The sequence below is a fragment of the Vibrio sp. 10N.222.49.A3 genome, assembly GCF_041475145.1.
In the GTDB taxonomy this organism is placed as follows: domain Bacteria; phylum Pseudomonadota; class Gammaproteobacteria; order Enterobacterales; family Vibrionaceae; genus Vibrio; species Vibrio tasmaniensis_A.
This window is the reverse complement of the sequence record NZ_JBFRVM010000073.1, coordinates 1-24,737: the sequence shown is the minus strand read 5'-3', so window position 1 is coordinate 24,737 and position 24,737 is coordinate 1. Positions and strand designations below refer to the sequence as shown.

General features: G+C 43.9%; 21 protein-coding genes, 1 tRNA gene and 2 pseudogenes. 10 read left to right on the top strand and 14 right to left on the bottom strand.

The window, feature by feature from the left end:
• Positions 1-13: 13 nt before the first annotated feature.
• The 3 genes from AB4589_RS13590 to AB4589_RS13580 form a co-directional block, all read right to left on the bottom strand.
• Entirely contained in the window at positions 14-604 is a 591-nt protein-coding gene (locus AB4589_RS13590; protein WP_372100799.1) for an LPD25 domain-containing protein, read from the bottom strand.
• A 119-nt stretch (positions 605-723) separates the two neighbouring features.
• On the bottom strand, positions 724-1,416 hold the full coding sequence (locus tag AB4589_RS13585; RefSeq protein ID WP_372100797.1) for a hypothetical protein: 693 nt from the start codon (positions 1,414-1,416) through the stop codon (positions 724-726).
• Between the two features lie 98 nt (positions 1,417-1,514).
• Entirely contained in the window at positions 1,515-1,955 is a 441-nt protein-coding gene (locus AB4589_RS13580; RefSeq protein ID WP_065680360.1) for a DUF2787 family protein, read from the bottom strand.
• Positions 1,956-2,201: 246 nt separating this feature from the next.
• On the opposite strand from AB4589_RS13580, the pseudogene AB4589_RS13575 reads away from it, so the two are divergent.
• The 6 genes and pseudogenes from AB4589_RS13575 (at position 2,202) to AB4589_RS13550 (ending at position 9,117) form a co-directional block, all read left to right on the top strand.
• Positions 2,202-2,368 (top strand): annotated as a pseudogene (locus AB4589_RS13575) (helix-turn-helix domain-containing protein).
• A gap of 30 nt (positions 2,369-2,398) precedes the next feature.
• Positions 2,399-2,603, top strand: a pseudogene (locus AB4589_RS13570) (hypothetical protein); the annotation flags it as partial.
• On the top strand, positions 2,603-5,221 hold the full coding sequence (locus AB4589_RS13565; protein WP_371997420.1) for a TrlF family AAA-like ATPase: 2,619 nt from the start codon (positions 2,603-2,605) through the stop codon (positions 5,219-5,221). The pseudogene AB4589_RS13570 and the gene AB4589_RS13565, both read left to right, overlap by 1 nt.
• Entirely contained in the window at positions 5,209-6,357 is a 1,149-nt protein-coding gene (locus tag AB4589_RS13560; RefSeq protein ID WP_371710590.1) for an RNA-binding domain-containing protein, read from the top strand. The genes AB4589_RS13565 and AB4589_RS13560 overlap by 13 nt, the downstream gene beginning before the upstream one ends.
• A 495-nt stretch (positions 6,358-6,852) precedes the next feature.
• Entirely contained in the window at positions 6,853-7,410 is a 558-nt protein-coding gene (locus tag AB4589_RS13555; RefSeq protein WP_009847923.1) for a VC2662 family protein, read from the top strand.
• Between the two features lie 273 nt (positions 7,411-7,683).
• A complete protein-coding gene (locus AB4589_RS13550) occupies positions 7,684-9,117 on the top strand; it encodes a diguanylate cyclase (RefSeq protein ID WP_372100801.1) in 1,434 nt (477 codons plus the stop codon).
• A gap of 127 nt (positions 9,118-9,244) precedes the next feature.
• On the opposite strand, the gene AB4589_RS13545 is transcribed toward AB4589_RS13550, so the two are convergent.
• Both AB4589_RS13545 and epmB read right to left on the bottom strand, forming a co-directional pair.
• Positions 9,245-9,733, bottom strand: a complete 489-nt coding sequence (locus AB4589_RS13545; protein WP_009847921.1) for an MgtC/SapB family protein — start codon at positions 9,731-9,733, stop codon at positions 9,245-9,247.
• A 143-nt stretch (positions 9,734-9,876) separates the two neighbouring features.
• Positions 9,877-10,899, bottom strand: a complete 1,023-nt coding sequence (epmB, locus tag AB4589_RS13540; protein ID WP_371710589.1) for an EF-P beta-lysylation protein EpmB — start codon at positions 10,897-10,899, stop codon at positions 9,877-9,879.
• A 33-nt stretch (positions 10,900-10,932) separates the two neighbouring features.
• Between epmB and efp the strand changes: the two genes are divergently transcribed.
• Positions 10,933-11,499 carry an elongation factor P gene (efp, locus tag AB4589_RS13535; RefSeq protein ID WP_009847919.1) on the top strand — a complete coding sequence of 189 codons (567 nt, stop codon included), beginning with the start codon at positions 10,933-10,935 and terminating at the stop codon, positions 11,497-11,499.
• A 222-nt stretch (positions 11,500-11,721) separates the two neighbouring features.
• On the opposite strand, the gene frdD is transcribed toward efp, so the two are convergent.
• The 4 genes from frdD to frdA are packed head-to-tail and all read right to left on the bottom strand — an operon-like array spanning position 11,722 to position 15,083.
• The gene (gene frdD / locus AB4589_RS13530; protein ID WP_009847918.1) at positions 11,722-12,099 is read right to left on the bottom strand and encodes a fumarate reductase subunit FrdD; all 378 of its coding nucleotides are present in this window, start codon (positions 12,097-12,099) and stop codon (positions 11,722-11,724) included.
• Positions 12,100-12,110: 11 nt separating this feature from the next.
• Entirely contained in the window at positions 12,111-12,494 is a 384-nt protein-coding gene (gene frdC / locus AB4589_RS13525; protein ID WP_017108667.1) for a fumarate reductase subunit FrdC, read from the bottom strand.
• Positions 12,481-13,260, bottom strand: coding sequence for a succinate dehydrogenase/fumarate reductase iron-sulfur subunit (locus AB4589_RS13520; protein WP_372100794.1), 780 nt, complete (start codon positions 13,258-13,260; stop codon positions 12,481-12,483). Before AB4589_RS13520 ends, frdC begins: the two co-directional genes overlap by 14 nt.
• Positions 13,260-15,083 carry a fumarate reductase (quinol) flavoprotein subunit gene (gene frdA / locus AB4589_RS13515; RefSeq protein WP_004733344.1) on the bottom strand — a complete coding sequence of 608 codons (1,824 nt, stop codon included), beginning with the start codon at positions 15,081-15,083 and terminating at the stop codon, positions 13,260-13,262. Before frdA ends, AB4589_RS13520 begins: the two co-directional genes overlap by 1 nt.
• A 451-nt stretch (positions 15,084-15,534) precedes the next feature.
• Between frdA and epmA the strand changes: the two genes are divergently transcribed.
• Complete coding sequence (gene epmA / locus AB4589_RS13510; RefSeq protein ID WP_372100791.1) at positions 15,535-16,506, top strand: elongation factor P--(R)-beta-lysine ligase; 972 nt, start codon at positions 15,535-15,537, stop codon at positions 16,504-16,506.
• Positions 16,507-16,641: 135 nt separating this feature from the next.
• On the opposite strand, the gene AB4589_RS13505 is transcribed toward epmA, so the two are convergent.
• From AB4589_RS13505 to rsgA, 5 genes are all read right to left on the bottom strand, one after another.
• A complete protein-coding gene (locus tag AB4589_RS13505; RefSeq protein ID WP_054542850.1) occupies positions 16,642-17,529 on the bottom strand; it encodes a DMT family transporter in 888 nt (295 codons plus the stop codon).
• Positions 17,530-17,719: 190 nt separating this feature from the next.
• Positions 17,720-19,600 (bottom strand): methyl-accepting chemotaxis protein, encoded by a 1,881-nt coding sequence (locus AB4589_RS13500; protein ID WP_108196722.1) that lies wholly within the window; start codon positions 19,598-19,600, stop codon positions 17,720-17,722.
• Between the two features lie 277 nt (positions 19,601-19,877).
• A complete protein-coding gene (locus tag AB4589_RS13495) occupies positions 19,878-21,293 on the bottom strand; it encodes a DASS family sodium-coupled anion symporter (protein ID WP_372100787.1) in 1,416 nt (471 codons plus the stop codon).
• 321 nt (positions 21,294-21,614) lie between these two features.
• Positions 21,615-22,526 carry an archaetidylserine decarboxylase gene (gene asd, locus AB4589_RS13490; RefSeq protein WP_017097249.1) on the bottom strand — a complete coding sequence of 304 codons (912 nt, stop codon included), beginning with the start codon at positions 22,524-22,526 and terminating at the stop codon, positions 21,615-21,617.
• 125 nt (positions 22,527-22,651) lie between these two features.
• Positions 22,652-23,707 carry a small ribosomal subunit biogenesis GTPase RsgA gene (gene rsgA, locus AB4589_RS13485; protein ID WP_012603102.1) on the bottom strand — a complete coding sequence of 352 codons (1,056 nt, stop codon included), beginning with the start codon at positions 23,705-23,707 and terminating at the stop codon, positions 22,652-22,654.
• Between the two features lie 150 nt (positions 23,708-23,857).
• Between rsgA and orn the strand changes: the two genes are divergently transcribed.
• Positions 23,858-24,403 carry an oligoribonuclease gene (gene orn / locus AB4589_RS13480; protein ID WP_012603103.1) on the top strand — a complete coding sequence of 182 codons (546 nt, stop codon included), beginning with the start codon at positions 23,858-23,860 and terminating at the stop codon, positions 24,401-24,403.
• 180 nt (positions 24,404-24,583) lie between these two features.
• Positions 24,584-24,659, top strand: a tRNA-Gly gene (locus tag AB4589_RS13475).
• The last annotated feature ends 78 nt before the right edge of the window (positions 24,660-24,737 follow it).

The following is a 24,737-nucleotide window of genomic DNA, read 5'->3' as shown; positions in this document are numbered from 1 at the left end:
TGACTGGAGCAGATCATTGTGGTACTTCTAAGGTTTCTTGAAACGCCTCCTCCGCTTGCTGGTGTTTACGCCACGCTCTTTCCCGCTTCTGTTGTTTGGCTTCTTCTTTTGCAGCTTCTTCGGCTTTGGCTTGCTCCTCGACCTGTTTAACCTGCATACGCCCTAGGTCTACGAATGAGTGGTCCAACTCATAAGTGTTAATGAGTTCGATTAACTGCTGGTGGTGTTTGTCATAAAGCCAAGGTTTATCGACATCCCCTTTATGCTGGCGGTAATAACGAGCCATGCTTAAGCAATGCTCAGCAAAGCCTTGGTCATTACCACCACACCCTAAATCTAAGCGACATTCGTGCTGATGTTCATTATCGAAGGTCACGGTTACTTTTGTCTTATCGTACCCGCCTAATGGATTGCGTTTAGCAACCTCCAGAGCTTTCTTTTCGAATTCATTAAAGTCATAGAGTGTCTCTTCAGTGAACTCGCGAGACTCAGACCATTGGACAAGTACCGTGATCGGTTTAATTTTTTTTGCCTCTGATGTGAGTAAAGAATCATGTTGGTCTATGGGTGAGCTGTTTGGGCTATCTTGTTGTGTTGTTTGCATAGTGGGTTCCTTTCTACGAATAAATAAAAAAGACCACCTTGATAACAAGGTGGCCTCTAGAGTGGTGGGTAAACGTGTTTTTGGATTGTTAAGCTGTGGTGTTAACGGGGCTAAGAGTATTAGATGGAGTGTTTATTTACAGCGTGATAGGGCGGCTCTGAGCTATTTATCCAGCACTTGCCTTGGTAGCTATTGATGAGCTGCTGAAATAGCCACATCTCAAAAGCAGATTTGGGTTTGATTGCGACATCAAAACCATCGTCATCAAATCGTTGCCGTTCTTTCCAAGTTACCTCTAAATCACTTAGCTGCGTTTTTAACTCACCTAGTTGGGTTTGTTTGGATTTATCTAATGGCGCTTTAAGCCATACCTCTAGGGTGTGGCAATACGGCATCACTCCATAGTCTTTAGCGAGGTTCAAAGTGTTACGTAATGCTCGTATCCAATCTTCTGCTTTGGTATCGCGACCATTGAGTTTGACTTCACCTGATTCAGCGGCTGCTGACCAGTCACAACCGTATTTCACGAGTAGTTGGTTGAAGGTGTTTACACCACAGAACTGCCAGCTACGTGCTCGTTTGTTTGTCTCCGTGTCAAAGAGATTACTAGAGCCAATGAGCATGTGGAGCATGAGTAGAACGTCTTCACGCAACCTAAGCCTATAACGTTCATACAGAGCTTGTTTGAGTTCGTTGGTGCTTTGGGGGTCTGTGTGGTTGAGGCGTTCTCTGAAGAAGGTACAGGCTTGCTGAACAACGTCTTCTTTTGGTATACGCAGTGCCAGTTGTTCATAGACAATGTCATAGGACATAAAGGGGGGCTCCTGTGAAAGAGTAATATAGTAAAATCATGGTGATAGCTAGAAACAGGGGGATCGGTAAAGTGGTGGTTATCAATAGCGTTCATGTATTAGGGGCCACGCAGTTCGATTGGGTTGTAGGCTCCCTTGGCTAAGTTAGCAATAAACTTGGATTCCCAAAGTGTGTATAGCTTGTGGGTGTTGGGTGCGCTGATACTCTTTAAACCGGAGTATCGAGTGAAGACCGTGGAATGAGTGAAATCGAACTCAATATCTCGCTCAAGTGTCGGGTAAGGGTATCCATTGAAGCTAAAATCTGTGATGCAAAGGATTGAATAGATGTTGTTAACGTCTTTCGCTAGTGCAATCTCAACAGGGTGATAGCCTCCATGTTCAGCGGAGTAGTGCTTATTGCTGAAATGGATGATGTGATGATCATCTACGAGTCCTGTGTGTTTGTTTAGAACGTTGTTTAATGTATCCAGAAGAGCCTGAGATATAGGCAAAGCAGTCCTGTTGAATGAAGTTGTGGGTAAGATATCCCTATGCATAATCGGCTCCTTTTCGACTCATGAGGTTATGCATAGTGATGAAATATATTTGAAAAAATTTGGATTCGAGTGGATGGCAGGGGCTGAGGGGCATGATGCTGAATGGTGAGTAATTTCGACTAAAATAAAAACAATCATATATGAAACCGGAGTGCTGAAAGTTTGGTTTTGAGCATTGTTGATTCTTCAATTCTCCCGTATTCTCTCTGCTCAGTATTGAAAAGATTTTAGTGAGAGTACAACCCGATGGTTGATCAAACACTAATAATTAAAGGTGTGGCTACTTATCTGAAGGTGTCTATAAAACTGCATATCGCCTCGCCAGTGAAGGAAGGCTTCCGGGCTTCAAGATTGGTGGCCCATGGCGTTTTAAACGAAAATATTTAGAAGCTTGGATAGAAAAGAGTAAATAGTAATTAAACTGTTCTTGGCAAACGTGACTTGAGAGCACGGCAAAGCTAATTGGTGATGTAGTTGAGCAGGTAGAGAAGATTGTAAAAGCCAAACGCTTTATAAAGCTGGCAAACCACGAACAGTGGGTCAAGAGATATTCAGAAGGCGTTGCTACTGAAATTGGCGCAGTTTGCTTTAAGTAAAGGCAAAGAGTTGTTCGCCAAGACGTATAGTTATATTGAGGAGCATTATTAATGAGCAATGTACATTCGCGATTTAGTCATGGCAGTGAGTGGATTCGAGCTGACTTTCACTTGCACACCCGTGCGGATAAAGAATTTAAGTATTCGGGGAGTGAGAATGATTATATCAATAGTTATGTTGCTGGGCTCGAAAAAGCGGGTATAGGCCTTGGTGTAATTAGTAACCACAATAAATTTGAACTCGATGAATTTAAGCAAATGCGTAAAAAAGCGCGCAAGAAGGGGGTAGGTTTACTTCCTGGGGTCGAGTTATCGGTCAAGGATGGGCAAGCCGGAGTTCATACTTTAGTGATTTTTTCCGATGAATGGGTCATCAATAAAGAAAATGAAAACTATATTCAGAGCTTTCTAAACGTCACCTTTGCAGGGCAAGCTAATTTTGAGCAAGAGAATGCTAGGTCTAATCATGACTTAAAAGAAACAGTTCGGGAACTCGACAAGTTTGAAAGAGACTATTTTTTAGTTTTCGCCCATGTAGAAGCAGATAATGGTTTGTGGGGGGCGTTAAAGCCCGGACCAATAGGTGATCTTTTTGCTAGTGAGGCATTTAGAAAGCGTGTTCTTGGTTTTCAAAAAGTCGCCACTCGTGATAAGAAAGATAAGCTAATTTCTGTTATGAATGGCTATTTTGTGGCAGAAGTTGAAGGCAGTGACCCTAAGAGTATTGAGCAAATTGGTAAGGGAAAAATAAGCTACTTGAAAGTTGGGGACTTTTCGTTTGATGCGGTTAAGTTTGCTTTAATCAATCATAGGTACAGAGTAAATAGTCAGGTAGTCGAAGTTGCTCATTCACATATTGATAGTATTCACTTTGAAGGGGAAGGCTCGCTTGGTGGCCAAACGGTATCCTTTTCTTCTGAATTAAATACGTTAATTGGCATCCGTGGTAGCGGTAAGTCATCGGTTCTAGAAGCTATTAGGTATGCACTAAACATCCCGTTAGGTGTTAAGTCGATGGATAAGGATTATAAAAATGATTTAGTTCATCATTTATTAAATAACGGTGGAGCTATTTGTATCAATGCTAGAGATCGGCATGGTCAAGCTTATCAAATTAAAAGAATTAACAATAAAGCACCAGACGTTATGGTAAACGGTGTTGTGCAGCCTGGGGTGTCAATACGTGAAACAGTGTTGTACAACCCTATTTATTTTGGCCAAAAAGATTTATCGAGCAGTGGCGAAGGGTTTGAAAAAGACTTGATTGAGAAATTGGTAGGTGACTCACTGGAACCAATTCGTCAGCAAATTTTGGCAAAGAAACAAGCTGTCATTGATGTGATCAAACAAATCAAGAAGCTCTCGACAGATAAGCAAGCAAAGCAAGAATGGTTTCAGAAAAAACAGGACGCAGAGTTCAGTTTAAAAATTTACCAAGATAACGGTATTGAAGAAAAGCTTCAGAAGCAAATAGAGTTTGATCGAGATGAACGTAAACTTGTGGATGCGACAAGTAATGCAAAAAAATTCTATATGGAACTTCAAGATTTCATTGAAGAGCAAAAAAGTATACTACTACTTTTAAGCAGTTATGAATCAAAAGAGAATAACCCGTTTTTTGAAGAGTACCGTAAGCTGTATCAGCCTATTTTAGAACAACTTAAATTAATGGATAAAATAGCTTCAGGGTCAGCAACGCTCATCGAGCCTTTAGAGAGTAAACTTCAAAGCTTTAAGTTGGCTAAAAATTCTAATAAAGAAGCTTTTGCAGAAATAGAGCGTAAGTTATCTGCCGAACTTAGGGAAAAGGGAATCCAATCTCTAAAAATTGAAGATTTTAGAAAAATAAAAACGCAGATTGATCAAGCGGGGAAGGTGTTAAAAGCATTGGAGTTAAGTGATAGTAAGCATCAACAGCTTAAAGGTGATCTAACAGATGAGTTGTGTAAACTTGAGCAATTAAGAACCGAAGAGTTCAATCAGATAGAAAAGTGCATTGCTCGTGTTAACCAACAAGACTCACCACTTAAAATATTGGCGAGCTATAAATCGAATTCAACGTCTACGTTAAATATGATGCAGGATGCTTATAGGGGGAGTGGTATACGTGGTACGACTCTTCAGGGGCTTATCGAAAAGTTCGGTGATTTTTGTTCAATGAGAAATGCATGGGATGATGTAAGAAAGATGGTCTCAAATTACGAAGTGTTTAATGAATACTTTCAAAAGAATATTGAAGAGCTCTTAACTTGGCAAGTCCCTAATCAATATGTGATTGAATATCATGGTAAAGCTTTAAAGCAGCATTCACTTGGTCAAAGAGCTTCTGCATTAATGCTTTTTGTACTAAGTCAGCAAGATAACGATGTAGTGATAATTGATCAACCAGAAGATGATTTAGATAACCAAACAATATATGACGATGTAATTAAGATGCTCACAAAACTTAAGCCATCTACGCAATTTATTTTTGCTACTCATAATGCAAATATTCCGGTACTTGGGGATGCAGAGCAAGTTGTTTGCTGTCGTTATGACGCTCAAAAGACAGAACTATTTTCAGGTGGTATTGATAATAAACAAGTTCAGCAACAGATTGTGTCAATAATGGAAGGTGGTCAAGAAGCCTTTGATAAACGTAAGCAGGTGTATGAAGTATGGAAGTCATAGAACTTATAGGGTTGATTGCTCGAGGCGAAGACAGTAAGCATCAATTCAAAGAACGAGTATCTCGATCCAAAGATATAGCTAAAGAATTGATTGCATTTAGTAACACAGAAGGCGGTAAGTTAATTGTTGGTGTTGCTGATGATCAGAGCGTAAATGGACTAACTGTAGATGATTTGGAAAGTAGTAATCGTCTAATAGCTGATGCGGCAACAAATAATGTTAAACCTGCGATAAACCTTATAACAGAAAATGTTGAGCACCCTGATGGTATGGTAATCGTTGTTTCTATAGATAAGGGTATTCGTCCATGTGCGGATAACGATGGGCGTATTTGGGTGAAAAATGGTTCCGATAAACGAGCGGTGACAGCCATTGAAGAGATGCAACGAATGTTTCAAGCTGCAACACTCGTCCATGCAGATGAACTTAAAGTTCAAAACACATCTATTGATGATATCGATATGGACTATTTTTCAGACTTTTTCCAAAATGTTGTTGGTGAAGATTTGTCTTCTCAATCAAGAAGTCATAGCGAGCTGCTAGGGTCGATGAACTTGATGCAAGAAGATAATTTAAATCTATGTGGTACGTTGTTGTTGGCACGGCAGCCTCAATTCAAATTACCAGCATTCATTGTAAAAGCAGTCGCTTTCCCTGGTACGGATATCACAGACGAAGAGTACAATGATAGTAGAGATATTCATGGCAAATTAGGTGTTACTTATCAAGAATGTATGAGTTTTATACTTACCAATATCCGTCATGTGCAAGCTGGGCAAGGTTTTAATTCTGTAGGGGAACCTGAAATACCTAAAATTGTGTTTGAAGAGTTAATTGCTAATGCATTGATCCATAGGGACTACTTCACCAAAGCTCCAGTGAAATTATTTGTGTTTTTAGATCGTATAGAAATCATTAGTCCTGGGCATCTACCAAATAACCTCACTATTGATAATATTGTTAATGGTAATTCTAACAGTCGAAATCCAATCATTGCTTCATTTGCGAGATATGTGCTTCCATATCGTGGTATTGGCAGCGGTGTTCAAAGGGCGATAAAAAATTGGCCCAATATTGAATTTATTGATAATAGAGATAAAAATGAGTTTAAAGTTGTGATTAAGAGAGAGTGTTGATCTTATGTGCATAACTAAGCTTAGAATTAAATTACTTTAGTTGTTTAGCACCTGTCTATAGAGACTCTAGGGTATAATGAGGGGTACAGTTGTTGTGTCTTGTTTTAATTTTCTATTTAAACAAAGGCTTAGCTAATCCTGGGCGGCATGATGTAATTATCCCCCTTTCTCGTAACAGAGAAAGTCATACATAAGCTTTAGAAAACGGAGACTTCGGTCTCCGTTTTTTTATGCTTTGAAATCGTCACTCCGACAGCGAGGCTCGAGCGTGATAGGGAATCTTTATCGTCTAGTTATAGAAACCTGACTGCCGATGGTTACTCTTGCCTCTCATGATATCCTCTGCTCAATATTGCTCTTTATGATTTTGGGTCTTATATTCAATGGTACAGTTATGACATTGATTTAACATGGATAGCTGTTGAGTGAAGGACAATAAATACTTGATTAAATATAGATTAATCAAGTCAACAATAAGTCAGTGGAGACTCCCCAATGAAAAAATTACTTTCAGTACTTGCTGTATCTGCAGCGGTAATGGCACCGGCAGCATTTGCTTCTTCGCCTGTTATGTTTTCAACGATCAATGGTTTCAACGCTCCGGATTCAGATGCGGTTGGCGGTGTACGTCTGGCTCTGCTTCACGGGCAAGTCAATGACCTTAAAGGTGTCGACCTTGCGGTTGTTGGTATGTCTGAGACGCAAACCACGACAGGTGTGAATCTTGGTATTTTTGGTGCATCAAAAGTAAACCAAGAAATGACAGGTGCTTCACTAGGTTTCTTTAACTGGAACACAGGTAAAACAACAGGTGTTAACCTAGGTGCTGTTAACATTACTAATGATGTAAAAGGCGCGAACGTGAGTTTCGTAAACTACTCCGAAGGTAACACTATGGTGGATGTTGGCGCTGCGAACCTTTCAGAGGTGTCTACGGTTCAGGTTGGTATCTTCAACAAAACCAACAAAATTGAAGGAGTACAGATTGGTCTGATCAACTGTGCTGACAATGGTTTTTTCCCGTGCTTCCCAATTGTGAATTTCGCTAAGTAAGACGGTAGCTGCGCTGGTTTTAATATTGGTGAGCGACGTTCTTGCCAAGGCTTAAAGCTATCCATGATTGAACCTATCAACGCCTTTACTTCTATGTTTGGGCGTTATTCTACATCTGCTATCTCACTCCTTAAACGTTACTGTAAGCATGTTGTTTTATACTCTTGTTGCGATGTTCTCACTTGTGGGTACAATGTGCGCTAAATTTTCAATGATGACTTATATGCTTTGATTAATCCCCATACCGTCGATTTTAAAAAGGCTTTCTTAAGTCTGACCGTCAGCTTTTTAGTGGTTTTTAGCTTGTTACTTGTTGATTCAGCGGAAGAGTCAGAAAAGCAGTATGGAATTGAAAACCAAGGCGTGACACGCTCTTTAGCGGAGCTTACACAGATTATTAATGCGCTTGAATATAATATTACCGCACTTTATCCGCTGCATGGGGATACCTACGTATTCTCACATGAGCAAAAGGTCGAAGGTGATACGTGTTACTTCATTAGTGAAGAGCAAGCTGCACCTCGATTTGATTTTATGTTCTCTGGCCCAAGTGAGATGTGCGATCTAAAGTCGGAGCTTCATTTAGAAGCAGGTAGGCGCATGTTTATCGCACCCACCATGGCTTACTTTGCGAATACCATTGATACCATCTCTGCGATTTACTTTATCTCCAAAGATAAATTTATTATATCGTCGCCTTCCGATTTCGCCCGTTACATTAAAGGTGACACCTTTGATTCAGTCGTCAATAGTCGCCCTTATTGGGTTAATACGATTCGTTTTGGCTTAGCTCAGGGTCAAGATCAAGTGGTGTATACCGGCCAATACGATGACTACCTAACAGGGAAGAAGGTAGTGACCTTAACCAAGGGTATCTATGTTGATGGTGAGTTTAAAGGAGTACTCGGTGTTGATGGTTACGTCTCTAATCTCGTCTCGAATCCCGTACATGGATACAAGGTGACGAGCGCAAGAGGAGTAAACAAATATGGGCTGTTGGACTTTACCTATTCACGGCCTTTGTATGTCGATGGAGTCAATACTGAGTTATACCTGACTATTGAAGAAGGAAAGAGTGAGCACTTCTTACATTTGCTGGAACTGGAGAGGGTTCAATTACTGATTTTGTTAGCTTTGTACTTTATCTCAGCACTATGGTTGTGGCGGTTTTATACCAAGCAAAAGCACAAGCGATTGAAGAATTTAGCGATGCTCGACCCATTGACTGGTTTATATAATCGGCGTGGTTTTGAAGCTCGGTTGCTGAACCAAAATGAGGAGCCAATTATTGGTGTTGGCGTATTTGATATCGATGATTTCAAAGTGGTGAATGACCAGTATGGTCATAAGGTGGGAGATGAGGTGATTTGCCATGTTGCTCAGTTAATGCTGAACAGCGTTAGGCAGAAAGATATCGTGGCGAGATTTGGTGGTGAAGAGTTTGTTGTCGCGATTACGGGCGAATCATCCGAATTACTTTCATCGATCTTTGAACGAATTCAAAATGACATTAGTTTACAAAGTTATCGATGCGCGACCGGTGACAAGATTAATATATCAGTCTCCGGGGGAGCGGCGCTTTACTCTCTGTACAAGTTCGACAGCATTGGACACTTGTGGGAAAACCAGAGTATTCGTTCATCAGATGAGCAGCTTTATAAGGCGAAGGCCGCAGGTAAGAATCAAGTGTCTATTCACGTACATTAATCTGTGAACTGCAGTTTAGAGCCTAGTCGTTTGCTAGGCTCTTTTTTATTTAAGGAAAAAGACCCTTAAGATGAAACAGTAGCTAAGAACAAAATGCAGCTAAGGCCAAATGTCTTCCGACGAGGTGTTACTTCTTCACGCGGACTTTTCTCATCCACTTCTGATGAACACCACGGCGTAAGCTCTGGAAGCTGTTTTCTACTTTGTCGACACCAAGCAGAATCACTAGCGCCATTAGCGTGATAATAACCGACTGTGAAAGGTGGCCAAGTGCGATCATCATACCTAATGCAGCGAGTACCCAGATAATCGCGGCTGAGGTGACGCCATGAATCTTTCCATCCAATGTCATCATTACCCCAGCACCAAGGAATCCAACCCCCGTAATTATCTGACCAAGTACACGAGCTTGATCGAGTGTGTTGGGGGATAGGCTAATCGCCATGGTGAGGAAGAAGTAAGTACCGCTAATGATAAGGATCGATGTCCGTATTCCGACGGGTTTACCGCGTGTTTGCCTTTCGATTCCGATCAAAGAACCACACAACATGCATGCTGCGAGTCCTGCCCAGCTAAAGGGGGCAAGGTTGAGAGCTTGTTCTATAAATTGTGACATATCACCCCTCCTAAGAATTTAGAATAGAGCCGAGTATGCTAATAATAGACCGGACGATCGAACAAAAAATTTTTGTCGTGAAGGTGCATTTAGCAACGTGTTATCGTTACAGATAAGCTTAGTCGCTTTTTGAAGCTCGCTCGCTATTCAATATGCAGATCGAGTGGCGTCTTGCTGCTGCGTCCGCCAATTTCACGGGTTAACTTAGGTACTAGATAGCCAGAAACCTCAGATATTAATCCCTTAAAGTGATGTTTCGCTTCTTCATCGGAGATATAGAAATGAGCAGCGCCCTGAACTTTATCAAGTACATGCATGTAGTAAGGTAAAACACCGGCGTCGAATAGCTTATCACTCAATTCTTTCAATGAGTTAGCGCTGTCATTCACGCCTTTTAGCATCACACCTTGATTGAGCAGAGTTGCACCACTTAGTTTCAATTTATGGAAGGCTTGTTTGAGTTCTAAGTTGATTTCATTGGCATGATTAATATGGCTGACCATCACCACGTTGAGACGAGTATTAGCCAATGTTTGGCATAGTTCATCCGTCACGCGTGCAGGGATTACAACCGGTAAACGGCTATGGATACGAACGGTTGTCACATGCGGAATTTGTTCGATGGCATTGATCAGCCAATCTAGTTCGCTGTCCTTTGCCATCAGAGGGTCGCCGCCAGATAAGATCACCTCGTTGATCTCGGGATGTTGAGCCACATAATCGAGGCTGGTCTGCCAAACAGACTTCGATCCTTTGTTATCTTGATAAGGGAAATGACGACGGAAGCAGTAACGACAGTTAATCGCGCAGCCACCTTTCACGATCATTAGCGCGCGGCTTTTGTATTTGTGTAGTAGTCCCGGAATCGCGTTTTCTTGCTCTTCTAAGGGGTCAGCAGAATAGCCTTGGTGTACTTCGAACTCTTCGGTTAAAGGTAATACCTGACGCAGTAATGGGTCGTGTGGGTTGCCTTTTTCCATTCGCTCCACAAAGCTAAGAGGAACTCGAAGTGAAAACAGCTCACGTGCTGCGAATCCTTTTTGCCACGGTGTTGGGTCTATTTCCAATGCTTCAAGCAGTTTTGTCGGGTCAGAGATCGCATTCGATAGTTGTTTGAGCCAGTTTTGCTCAACAGATTCGACTTTTCGGGTTATGATATGCGGCATTGAAATTAACTCAAAGATGTGGAAGAGAAAATCATGGCGTCAGTAAGCACCAATGAATTCAAAGGCGGTTTAAAATTCATGTTAGATAACGAGCCTTGCGCAATTATCGACAATGAATACGTTAAGCCAGGTAAAGGCCAAGCGTTTAACCGTGTAAAACTTCGTAAACTGCTGTCAGGCAAAGTGTTAGAGAAAACATTCAAGTCAGGCGAAAGCTTCGAGCTTGCAGATGTTGTTGACGTTGAACTAGGCTACCTATACAACGATGGCGAATTCTACCACTTCATGAACAACGAAACATTTGAGCAAATCGCAGCAGACGTAAAAGCAGTCGCTGATTCAGCAAAATGGTTAGTTGAAAATGACGTTTGTACTCTAACGTTGTGGAATGATAACCCTATCACTGTTACTCCGCCAAACTTTGTTGAGATCGAAGTAACTGAAACCGATCCTGGCCTGAAAGGCGATACACAGGGTACGGGTGGTAAACCTGCAACTCTAGCAACAGGCGCGGTAGTTCGTGTTCCTTTATTCATCGCTATCGGTGAAGTTGTTAAAGTTGATACTCGTACTGGCGAATACGTTGGTCGTGTGAAGTAATTTGATTGTGTCCATCTTGTTTAAGGTGGCTCAGTGAAATAGAAAAGGTCGCTTATGAGCGGCCTTTTTTGTATCTGACGTTTGAGAAAGAGCAGGTACGAGTAAACGAGATTCGACAAGCAACAAAAAAGCAGAACAAGATAATCCTGTTCTGCTTTTAGTACTTTCGTTCTTAAACTCTTCGAATCTCAGTTACCCGAATCTCGAACCTGCTCTTAACTGTTAAATCATAAAAATGAAGATAACAGATAGCGCGCTGATTAGGCCTGCAACGAAGTAGCAACCCACTTTACCTGCAACGCCGACGTGGAACTTAAGGTCGTGCATGCCGTGGTGAAGACGGTGCATTGCGTGCCACATTGGCAGTGCTAGCGTACCGATAATGAATAGCGCACCGATAATGCTGGTGGCAAACTCAGAGACACGCTCGTAGCTCATTGCATCCGCATCGATAATGCCCATTGGCACCAAGATACCCAGCACTAGAATCGTGATTGGTGTAATCATCGCGAACCAAGTACCGCCAGCGCCGAATAGCCCCCACCAGATTGGTTCATCAGAGCGTTTCGGATTGTGGTTAACATTGTAATTTGTGTTCATAACGAAGCTCCTTACACCACCATCAGAACGATTAAAGAAATAAATGCCACCGCTGCCCACTGGGTCAGTACGATGATTCTTTTATCTACCAATTTGCCTTTAAGACGGATTGGCATTACTTGAGGCATCATGCTGAAGAAGGTCTGAGCGTGCAGTAAGCTGCCAAGCAGTGCCACGATGTTGATACCAACAACGATAGGGTTAGCCATAAAGCTCAACCAACCTTGCCACGCTTCAGGGCCTTTCACTAGCGAACCCAAACCGAAGGTTAGGAACAGAGTAAATAGAATCAAAGGCAGTACAGTCGCTTCACGTAGCATGTAGAAGCGGTAGAACGGATGGTTGCTCCACCACGTTCTCTTCATCTCGCGAACATAAGGCTTACGATTGCTCATATTGTGCCTCCTCTGCTGTTTTTACTTGCGATCCATCAGGCTTGAACATCGAGATAACGAAGTCCATTGAAGACTCAACTTTGCCTTGGTTTACTGCCGCTGCTGGGTCTACTTTCTTCGGACAAACGTCAGAACAGTAACCTACAAACGTACAGCCCCAAGCACCATTGTCGCCATTGATAAGCTTCATGCGCTCAGCTTTACCATTGTCACGGCTATCTAGGTTGTAGCGGTGAGCAAGAGCAAGTGCCGCAGGGCCGATGAACTCAGGGTTTAGACCAAACTGAGGACACGCTGCGTAACACAAACCACAGTTGATGCAGCCAGCGAACTGTTTGTACTTCGCCATTTGCTCTGGAGTTTGGATGTTAGTGCCGTCTTCTGGCTTGCGATCGTTACCAATGATGTATGGCTTTATTGCTTCAAGGCGCTCGATGAACGGCGTCATGTCGACAATCAAATCTTTCTCGATTGGGAAGTTAGCCAAAGGCTCAATCTTGAAGCCATTCGGGTAGTCACGTAAGAAGCTTTTACATGCCAGTTTTGGCACGCCATCAACCATGATGCCGCAAGAACCACAAATCGCCATACGACAAGACCAACGGTAAGACAGGTCTTTATCTAGGTTGTCTTTGATGTAACCGATCGCATCAAGTACTGACATGGTTTCATCAAACGGAACTTCAAAGGTTTGAAAGTGAGGTTCTGCATCGTGCTCAGGGTCATAACGCAGGATTTCAATTTTTTGGATTCGATTCGCTGACATTATGCTTGCTCCTCTTCGCTCTTCTTAGCATTCTCTTCTGCTGCTTTTTCAGCAGCAGCGGCTTTCTCGGCTGCTTCACCGTATAGACGAGCTTTAGGTTGAGATTTAGTAATCTTAACGCCGCTGTAGTCGATGGTTGGTGCTGCATCTTCGTTGTAGAAAGAGAGAGAGTGTTTCAGGAAGTTCACGTCATCACGTTCTGTGCAGTTGTCGTCTAGACGTTGGTGTGCACCGCGAGACTCTTTACGAAGGATCGCTGAGTGAACCATTGCTTCTGCAACTTCAAGGCCGTAACCCACTTCGATAGCGTAAAGTAGGTCAGTGTTGAACACTTTGCCTTTGTCTTTAATGCTGATCTTCTTGTAGCGCGCTTTCAGTTCAGTGATTTTGTCGATGGTTTCTTGCATCAAGTCTTCTTGACGGTAGATACCACAACCCGCTTCCATGGTGTGACCCATTTCAGTACGGATATCAGCCCAGTTCTCATCGCCTTCTTGAGCCAAGATGCCTGCGATGCGATCTTCAACCGCTTTAATTTGTTTAGTGATAGCTTCTTCGTTCCAGCCTTTGAATTCAGCGGCACGTTTCACGGCTTGCTCACCGGCTACGCGGCCAAATACGACGAACTCAGCCAGAGAGTTAGACCCTAGGCGGTTTGCACCGTGTAGGCCAACTGAAGCACATTCACCAACGGCGAATAGGCCTTTAATGCGAGTTTCACACGTACCGTTAGTTTCAATACCACCCATGGTGTAGTGAACGGTAGGGCGAATTGGGATTGGCTCTTTTGCTGGGTCTACGTTTACGTACGCTTTTGCAAGCTCACAGATGAACGGAAGACGCTCTTGCAGGTACTCTTCACCCAGGTGGCGAAGGTCAAGGTGTACGACATCACCAAGCGGGTGCTTGATGGTGTTGCCTTTCTGCTGCTCGTGCCAGAATGCTTGAGAAACTTTGTCACGAGGACCCAGTTCCATGTATTTGTTTTTCGGCTCGCCCACTGGAGTTTCAGGGCCCATGCCGTAATCTTGTAGGTAACGGTAGCCGTTCTTGTTGACGATGATACCGCCTTCACCACGACAACCTTCGGTCATCAAGATGCCAGTGCCCGGTAGGCCTGTTGGGTGGTATTGAACGAACTCCATATCACGCAGTGGTACACCGTGGCGATAAGCCATTGCCATACCGTCGCCCGTTACGATGCCGCCGTTAGTATTGCAGTGGTAAACACGACCTGCGCCACCCGTTGCTAGAACAACAGATTTCGCTTTAATCGTAACAAGCTCACCTTCAGACATATGAATCGCGATAAGGCCTTGTACTTCGCCATCTTCAACGATCAAATCCACCACAAAGTACTCATCAAATCGTTTGATTGTGTCGTACTTCATCGAAGTCTGGAACAGAGTATGAAGCATGTGGAAGCCGGTTTTATCCGCTGCGAACCACGTTCTCTCTACTTTCATACCGCCGAATCGGCGTACGTTTACTTCACCGTTTTCTTTACGACTCCATGGGCAGCCCCATTGTTCCATTTGGATCATTTCGCGAGTCGAGTTTTCAACAAAGTATTCAACAACATCCTGTTCACATAGCCAGTCGCCACCGCCAACAGTATCGTTGAAGTGGTTATCTAGGCTATCTTCGTCTTTAATTACTGCTGCTGAACCGCCTTCTGCTGCTACCGTGTGCGAACGCATTGGGTAAACTTTAGAAATCAGTGCTACTTCCAATTCAGGATTAGCTTCAGCCGCAGCGATAGCTGTACGAAGACCAGCGCCGCCTGCGCCGATGACTGCGATATCTGTGGTAATTGTCTTCACAGTTATTCTCCAGTGTGATGCGGAGTATTCCGCTTGTTATTATAAAAAGCTTATTTAGGAGGTTCTAAATCGTAGGAACCATTTAGCACCCCTAAGCCTTAAGTGGTAGGTTCAGTGTAAGAGAGGAAGGCATTTCAAAAATTGATGCATTTGGGTTTTTAGGTCGGTAATGCATATGGAGGCATAGAAATTATAGGTTATGTGACTGCAATCACGGCAATGAATTGTTGATAACGATTAACCCACAGGACGGGTGTTAACGGCTTGTTGAGTATGATTTTCGTTATCAATGTTGATGTGAAAGCTGCATTGATAATTGTATTGTAGAACGTAATTTTCTGGCTTCATTAAAACAACATTTTGCTTTCATCAATAGACAGATAGAAGCTTACAAAAGAGACGAAAGGTGGTAATTTTCGTCGCCTAGAATTCAGTGATATGGAACTTAATAATGCACTCTACATGGCAACCCGCCGCAACCATTAAGCAGTTAAAGCAACGTGCTGATATCCTTAATCAAATTCGCCAGTTCTTTACAGAGCGAAACGTGATGGAAGTGGATACGCCTGCGATGAGTCACGCCACGGTGACGGATGTGCATTTGCATACGTTCAAAACTGAATTCGTAGGGCCGGGTTATGCGCACGGCCAGCCACTGTTCTTTATGACAAGCCCAGAGTTTCATATGAAACGACTGTTAGCGGCGGGCAGTGGCTGTATCTACCAAATTTGTAAGTCTTTTCGTAACGAAGAAAATGGCCGTTATCACAACCCTGAGTTCACTATGTTGGAGTGGTATCGCGTTGGTTTTGATCATCATGACTTGATGGATGAAATGGATTTGCTGTTACAGCAGGTCTTAAAGTCGGGCTCAGCACAGCGAATGACTTATCAACAAGCCTTTATTGATGTGTTAGGTGTGTGTCCACTGGAAGATTCGATGGATACGCTAAAGCAAGCTGCAGCGAAACTAGGGCTCAGCGACATTGCAGATCCAGAAGAAGACCGCGATACCTTGCTGCAGCTGCTGTTTAGTATTGGGGTTGAAGCTAAGATAGGGCAACAAGTGCCTGCGTTTGTTTATGACTTCCCGGCTTCACAAGCTGCACTAGCCAAGATTAACCCGAATGATCCACGAGTGGCGGATCGCTTTGAGGCGTACTTCAAAGGGATTGAATTGGCAAACGGCTTCCATGAACTCGATAAACCACAAGAACAACTTCAGCGCTTTGAAGATGATAATGCCAAACGTATTGAGATGGGCTTATCGCCTCAACCGATTGACCATCACTTGATTGAGGCATTAAAAGCGGGCTTACCAGACTGTGCCGGTGTTGCTCTAGGTATCGATCGTCTGATCATGCTGGCACTCGGCTACGACCACATCGATGATGTGACGGCTTTTCCTTTCCCACGCTCTTAGCTTTTTGCTTTTGTTTTTACTGAGAGTTAGTAGTCCTTAGCTATTAACGGTTAACCATTAACTCTCAGCTTTCAATCCGCTTCATTAGCCGACCAAAATACCTGTACCCACTATTTGACCAGAATTCCGGTGCCACTAGCTAACCAGAATACCAGTACCCACTACGGCAACAATGGCACCTATCCAAGCGTAGGCATTTGGTCTCTGCTTGGTATACAGCCAAAGTATCGGTAACAACATGATGGGCGTGGTTGAAGATAACAGAGCGACCATGCCAACATTGCCTTCCTGCAACGCGTACAAGATCAGCGTCATTCCCACCGCCATTGCCAAAAAGCCGTTAACCGCGGTAATCGCGAATATCTGCTTATTCATTGGGTTAAGTGAGCGTGAAAGTTTGGCGCCCGTTAAACGAAACAGTGAGTGAGCCACAAAGGCGGTGATCATTCGAATGGCAGAGGCGGCTATTGGGTCAATGCTAGTTTGCATCACGGGTTTGGCAATAATGCCGCCCAATGCTTGGCAGATCGCGGCGGTGATTCCCAACGCAACACCAATCCACACCGTGCCCTTAATGGTTTCGAGTTGGTTGTTCGCTTGTCCACGACGACCAAAGAAGATCGCGGTTAACACGCCACTAAACACCAACGCCGAGCCAATCAGCTCCACCGAAGTCATGCTTTCGCTAAACAGGAAGTAACCAAGAATCGCCGAGAACACGGCGTGACAAGAGAACAGCAAACCCGCTTGGCGCGGTCCCATTCGGTTCAAACAGGCAAATAGGGCCGTATCACCAATGAAGATACCAATTAGACCCGACAGCATCATCGGCGTGACTAAGTCAGCTTCGACACTTGACCAACCGCCAGTAAACCAAGCCATGCTTGATAAGATGATCGCGGTACAACCCATTCGCCAGCGGCTATAGGCGAAAGAACCTAAGTGTTGAGCAGGCTTTACTGACATTAGGCTCGCAATCGCCCAAAGAAAAGCGGCAGCTAGAGCTAACCATTCGAATCCCATCTGAATAACATCCTTGTGTCTGGGATAAATTAGCTCATCAATATGCATCAAACCGAACTGAGAACAAAGTGATTCTTATGAAAGAACGACTTTGTTTCAGTTATTAGTATATGTCAGCTGTCACCTGCTGGTGTGGTTCACTTATTTTTCTTGAGGCGCGCTATATCTCAAAGCGCTATACTTTAAAGCGCTATACCTTAAAGCGCTCCACGTCTTGGCGCATCGACTCAGCAGCGCTGCTCATTTCATTTGAGCTATTGCGACTGCTTTCCGCTTGCTGGGCAAGATCGTCGGATGCGTCTTTGATTCCTTGCGTATTGCGGCTGATGTCCTCGCTGACCGCGCGTTGCTCTTCTGCAGCACTCGCTATTTGCAGCGCCATATCGTTGATTTCAGTGATCGCTTGCGTGATTTTAGTCAGGCTGCCATGGGCTTGTTCTGCGAAGCCAACACTGTTCTCTGCCAGTTGAGTGCTGGTGGTCATGCTTTCAACGGCATGTTCGGTATTCTTCTGCAGCGTATCAATCATCACGCGGATTTCTTCGGTCGAGCCATGCGTTCTTTGGCTGAGCACGCGCACTTCATCGGCCACAACCGCAAACCCACGACCTTGTTCACCCGCTCGAGCGGCTTCAATCGCGGCATTCAATGCCAACAGGTTGGTCTGTTCGGCAATGCCTTGAATGGTGGATAGGATCTGGTTGATGCTTTGAGCATTGCTCTCTAATTCACGAATCACATTGGCGGCATCTTCAACTTGAGTCGCCAGGCCAGTAATCGCATCACGGTTTTGTTGGATAACTTCTTGGCCTTCGTTACAAGCGGTGGCCGATGCTTGAGAAGCGGATGCCGTTAATTCGGCATGGCTAGCCACTTCGGCTGCGGTGGCGGACATCTCATGAATCGCGGTCGCAATTTGGTTGATATCGTTTTGTTGATTCTCAACGCTAATCGAAGATTGGGTCGCCAGTTGATTGGCTTTCTCTGCATGATTGTTGAGATCGTGGCTGTGCTCTATCACGCCCTTCAACATGCTTTGCATCTGGCTTAAGAACTGGTTCACAAGCTCGGCAAGTTTACCAATCTCATCCATACGTGTGATATCAATGCGCTGAGTGAGATCGCCTCTGCCTTGAGCGAGCTGAGTCAGCGCTTCTGACAAGGTTTGTAATGGAGAAAGTAGGCGGTTGATCACCATTGTGCTCGCAATTGAAATGATGATGTACAAAATCAAAGAGGTCAGCGTGATGAATTGAATGGCATCGGATACTGCAGAAAACGCCATGTCTTTATCGATAACGATACCTAACGACCAATCGGTGTTCGGGACATTGGCAATATAGACCAGCTTATCGCCTTGACCCGGCCAAGTGAGAGTGGTGATCATCTGGTCTTGGAGCAGTTGTGACACCTTGTTGGTTGTGAGTTCTGGATTCAAACTGGTCAGTGGTTTTTGACTCAGTTCTTCATCACTGTAGGCCACAATGTTGTTATTGCCGTCGACTAAAAACGCAAAGCCATCGTTATCCAGTTTTACATTGAGCACGGTATCAATAATGCTAGTTACGGTTAGATCGGCCGCGAGAACACCTTGTCTATCGCCATTGAATGCTTTCGCAAAACTGATGACAATGCTGCCGTCAAAGTCTTGATAAGGTTCGGTAATGATGAGGTCTGATGTTGCGTTGGCGTCTTTATACCAAGGGCGAGTGCGCGGGTCATAACCTGCTGGCCAATCTTCACCTTTGTCGCCATAGGCGATCGTGCCATCGCTGAATCCTGCATAAACAGACAAGAATTGTCCGGCTTGCTTGGTGATCAATAACTCGCGATCAGAGTTGCTACTACTTGAAATAGTCGATTCATTGGCAAGCATCATATCACTGCGGATTGAGAGCCAATCGGCAATGTAATTGGTGGTGCCAACACTGACATTTTTCATTTCTTGGTTAATCGCGACCTCGGTTTCTTGAGTCAGCTGATTAACTGATATCCAGGCTTGAGCGCCACTTACGACGGCGATAATGACCGCAATCGCGATCTGAATTTTAAACTTAATAGTATGTCTCAAGGTCTATTCCTCTCTATTAGACAAAAACCTAATTACGTACTTGATGGTGAATTGGTGTGTCTCTGATGCGTGTATAGTGTCGTTGTCTTGATGTTGGTAAATGTGTTTAAAATCAAAAATTTAAAATAACTTGTCGTTATTTTTAATAAACCGTGAAGTAGAATCACAATTATCTATCGATTAAAAACTGATAAACCCTCCAGATAGCGAAATCATGATTGCTATCTGGAGGGTTGTAGTGAAAAGTTAACGTGCTAGGTGATAATAAGCTAACGTGCTAAGTGATGATAAACAGTGCGAGGTAGACCATCAACAAGCCGACAATACCTAAGATGATACCCATCTTCGCCATGTCTTTACTTTCGATAAGCCCGGTCGAGTAGGCCAACGAGTTTGGTGGTGTCGATACGGGTAAAATCATACCTAGCGATGCAGAGAAAGCGACCACAACCAACAAGCCTTGAAGGCCTCCTATCGCAACCAAGCTTTCCATTGATGCACCAATCGCAGCGGCTATCGGCATCAGTAAGTTGGCCGTTGCGGTGTTTGACATGAAGTTCGCCATTAACCAACATACGATGGATAACGTTAGCACTACCGCCGTTGGTGAGAGCAACTCATAATCAATCGCGTGTGCGAGTGCCACGGCTAAGCCTGTTTTATCTAGTCCTATACCAATCGCAATACCACCCGCGACTAACCACAACACATCCCAGTTAATCAGCTTAAGCTCTTCTTTGCCCATGATGCCGGTGAGAGTAAAGACAGCCAGTGGAATGATAGACACCACATAAGTGTTCATGCCGTGCAGTTTGGTGGTCATCCACAATAGGATAGTGGCAGCGAAGGTGACGTAAACCACAATCGCACGCCAGCTTTTTCTAAATTGACCATCAAGCTTGAGCACCATGTTTCTTTCCTTGGACGGGAAAAATTTCTGCAGAAGGAACCAAGCGATGGTCAGTTGGATGATCACAAAGGGTAAGCCCATCATCATCCAGCTAAGGAAGTCGATACTGTTTTCGCCAGTTAGGTATTGCAGTGCGATCGCATTGGGTGGTGTACCTATGGGTGTTGCGATGCCACCGGTATTGGCGGCGATTGGAATACACAACACGAGCGCTTTAATCCCCATGTCGCCTTTTGGTGCAGAGGCTACGATAGGACCTAGCAATGCGAGCATCATTACCGTTGTTGCGGTATTTGACATGAACATTGAGAACACGGCGGTGATAAGCATTAAACCCAGCATAATAAAGCGTGGTTCTGTGCCAAATGGTTTGAGCAGCACACGAGCTAAATTGTTGTCGAGTTCGTATTTGGATGCGGATATCGCAAGAGCAAAGCCACCCATGAAAAGGATGATGATTGGTGACGAAAATGCACCGAAGATGTCGGTATATTTGATTAATTCACCGAGATCGTGTCCTGCTGGTGGGTTTCTAAATAGATGTAAACCCTTGTCGGAAATCATCACCAGTTCAAGCGCAATGATCAGAATTGACGTGGCGAATACTGGAACGGGTTCAAGCACCCACAGTAGAGCTGCTAGTAAGAATATCGCCAACAAGCGGTGTTGAATCAGCGTGAGGTCATCGATAGGTATGGAATCTATTGGCATGAATAACACGCCTAAGGGAATCGCAAAACAAATCAACAGCTTGACCAGAACGCCAATATTGAGTTTAGGCATGTACAAAGACCCCATGAATAAAATATCTTCAAATAGAGTAAGTTATCTGGATTGTTGGTACTTGGAGACGGGTTGTAAAATCGAAAAGTTGTTTAAGGTTTCGACAGTTGTTTTGCTTTTGGTCAATATTTTATCTGGGCAATTAGAGGCAAGAGTGAGAAGCAGCAGGTGGCTGGGCAGGGGTTGAGGATTGAGGTTTGAAAGCTTGGGTTGTTAGAGCTTGAGTAGGAAACAAATTGGTAGAGTTCAGAAAAAGGCGCGTTCTTCTCTGATATAGAAAAAGTAACGCGCCTTTAAAACTAAATGAGTTAACTCAGATCGTTAAGCTTGGTCAGTGTTCTCTGCTGAATCAACAGCTTCAGTCTCAACGTCTTTACCCGCAATGTGCGCGAAAGGAGTGCCTAGAACGGTTTTCTCACCATTCTGCATAGTGTCGTCAAACTTGATTGCATCTTTAGCAAACAGGTTGATAACCGTTGAACCAAGCTTGAAGCGACCCATCTCTTCGCCTTTCTTCAAGACAATAGATTTATCACCTTGTGCTGGGTAATCCCACTTGTAAACCGAGTTACCGCGAGGTGGCGTGATGGTGCCAGCCCATACTTGCTCGATGCTACCTACGATAGTTGCACCAACCAGCACTTGTGCCATTGGGCCAAACTCAGTATCAAAGATACAAACCACACGCTCGTTACGTGCGAATAGGTTTGGAACGTTCTCTGCCGTTAACGGGTTAACTGAGAACAGGTCTCCGGGAACGTAGATCATCTGACGCAGTGTGCCGTCGCATGGCATGTGCACACGGTGATAATCACTTGGCGACAAGTAAAGCGTTGCGAATTCACCGTCTTTAAACTCATCGGCTAGGTCTGCATCACCACCAAGCAACTCACGTGCTGAGTAGTTATGGTTTTTAGCTTGAATCAGTTGACCATCAGTAATTGGGCCAAACTGACTTACACGTGCATCAGCAGGGTGAACAATCACAGAGTCACCTTCTGCGATAGGGCGCATGCCTTCTTTCAATTCACGTACGAAGAATTCATTGAATGTCTTAAAGTGTTTTGGATCGCTATGCAGAGCTTCATCCATGTTCACTTTGTATTGCTTGATGAACCAGTTAATGATCGCTGTCGTTAAACCACCCGCTTTAGCAGACGCCAGTTTACCAACTAAACGAGTCAGGCCATGTTGTGGGATCCAGTACTGCAATCCAACTTTAATCTTATCCATTGTATTAATTTTCCAATGCTAATTGTTTTTCAATTAAATCTGTCGATGACGGTTTAGGGCGCGAGATGTTACTTAAGTTCGCGCCAATTGTCAGTAAATGCACACATTTGTTCACAAAAACGCGATTAGAGATCGGCTTTCTTGCTTCGTGAGTACTGACGGTTATCTTTGTTGTCAGCCATTGTTTCAATAATGCGATGGTAGCTAGCAAAACGTAAGCGGCTAATTTTTCCGTCTTCAACGGCTTCACGTAGAAGACATCCTGGGTCGTCATTGTGTTTACAGTCGCGGAACTTACAGCCACCTAGGTATGGCTTGAATTCAATGAAAGCATCTGTGACTTCATCGGGTTCTAAATGCCATAAGCCGAATTCACGTACCCCTGGGGAATCGATAAGATCACCACCAGAAGGGAAGTGATACAAACGCGCTGCTGTGGTGGTGTGTTGACCCAGTCCTGAGTTTTCAGAAACTGCGCCTTCTTCAATGTCCAATGTTGGCATCAGTGCATTCACTACGCTGGATTTACCTACACCAGATTGACCAACGAAAATGTTGATACGATCTTTCAGTTCAGCTTCCAACTCTTTGATGCCGTAACCCGACTCTTTACTCACGAACATGACTTTATAGCCGATTTTCTCGTATATCTTCAGTGTTTCGCGGTATTCGCTAATTTGTTGTTCTGTCAGCAAGTCAACTTTATTGAGTACAACTAAAGGGGCGATATTCACCGTTTCAGAGGCGATCAAGTAGCGGTCGATGATATTAAGTGATAGCTCTGGTAGTACAGCTGAAACGATAACCATTTGGTCTACGTTTGCGGCAACCGGTTTGAGGCCGTCATAGTAGTCAGGGCGAGTTAGCATTGACGTTCTTGGCTCAACGGCTTCGACAACACCTGAGATGCCAGCCATGGATTCTAAGCCTGCACGCCAAGTTACTCGGTCACCAGAAACTAAAGTCTCAATACTACGGCGTAAGTTACAACGGTGAACTTCGTTGGTTTCAAGATCTTCGATATCGGCATGTTGACCAAAGCGCGTAATCACGAGTCCGCTTTTTGTTCCGCCAAGCATGTTCTCGTCCCATTGGATAGAATCTTCTTTCTTGAGTCGCTTGTTCTGGTTGCTACGTACGCGACGTACCTGACCTTTGGTTAACTTCTTTTTTTTAGCCACAATTTTTCACTTAACACATCTAACTTGATGATTGGGAACTCAAACAGGATGTTGCTACTGCCATATGATTTCGATGGCTCTAAAGCTAGTTTGAGTATAGTTATTTGGGTATAGTACCTCTTTTATACATAAACAAATAGGCGACGCCTTATGTCCTTTAGCGATCAGAACCTTATTTGGGTTGATCTCGAGATGACAGGACTTGATCCTGAAACTCATAAAATCATTGAAATTGCTACTATCGTTACTGATAGTGAGCTTAATATCCTGGCTGAAGGACCTGTTTTGGCTATTCACCAACCTCAGAGTGAATTGGACAAGATGGACGAGTGGTGCACAACGACTCACACCGGCAGTGGCCTAGTGAAACGAATTCAAGACAGTACAGTTTCAGAACAAGATGCCATTCAACAAACGATTGAATTTCTGGAAAAATGGGTACCAAAAGGTAAGTCACCAATTTGTGGCAACAGCATTGGTCAAGATCGCCGATTCTTATACAAGCACATGCCAGAGCTGGAAGAGTACTTCCACTACCGCTATGTTGATGTTAGCACCCTGAAAGAGCTGACTCGCCGTTGGAAGCCTGAAGTGTTAGATGGTTTTTCTAAGTCGGGAAGCCACCTTGCATTAGACGATATTCGAGAGTCTATTGCTGAGCTGCAGTACTATCGAAAAACAATTATTAACATCTAATCAGATCAAATGTTCACGTTTATCTAACTTTTCAGGGACATAAGAGCTATTTTTTTTGCAAATATGTGTGCTTTTACAGCAGTTGAGTAAAAACTTGCTGATTTTTGCATTAAGGACTTGCATCACAAAAAAATGCTCTTATAATTCGCAGCCCTGAACGGCGAAAGACGTTTTCAGTTTGCGATACTAGCTCAGTTGGTAGAGCGCAACCTTGCCAAGGTTGAGGTCATCGGTTCGAACCCGATGTATCGCTCCAGCTTTATACTTTTAGGAAATAAATTCCTAGAGGGTCTCTTAGAGACAAAGACTCATTGACTTAAACAATGCATCCGGA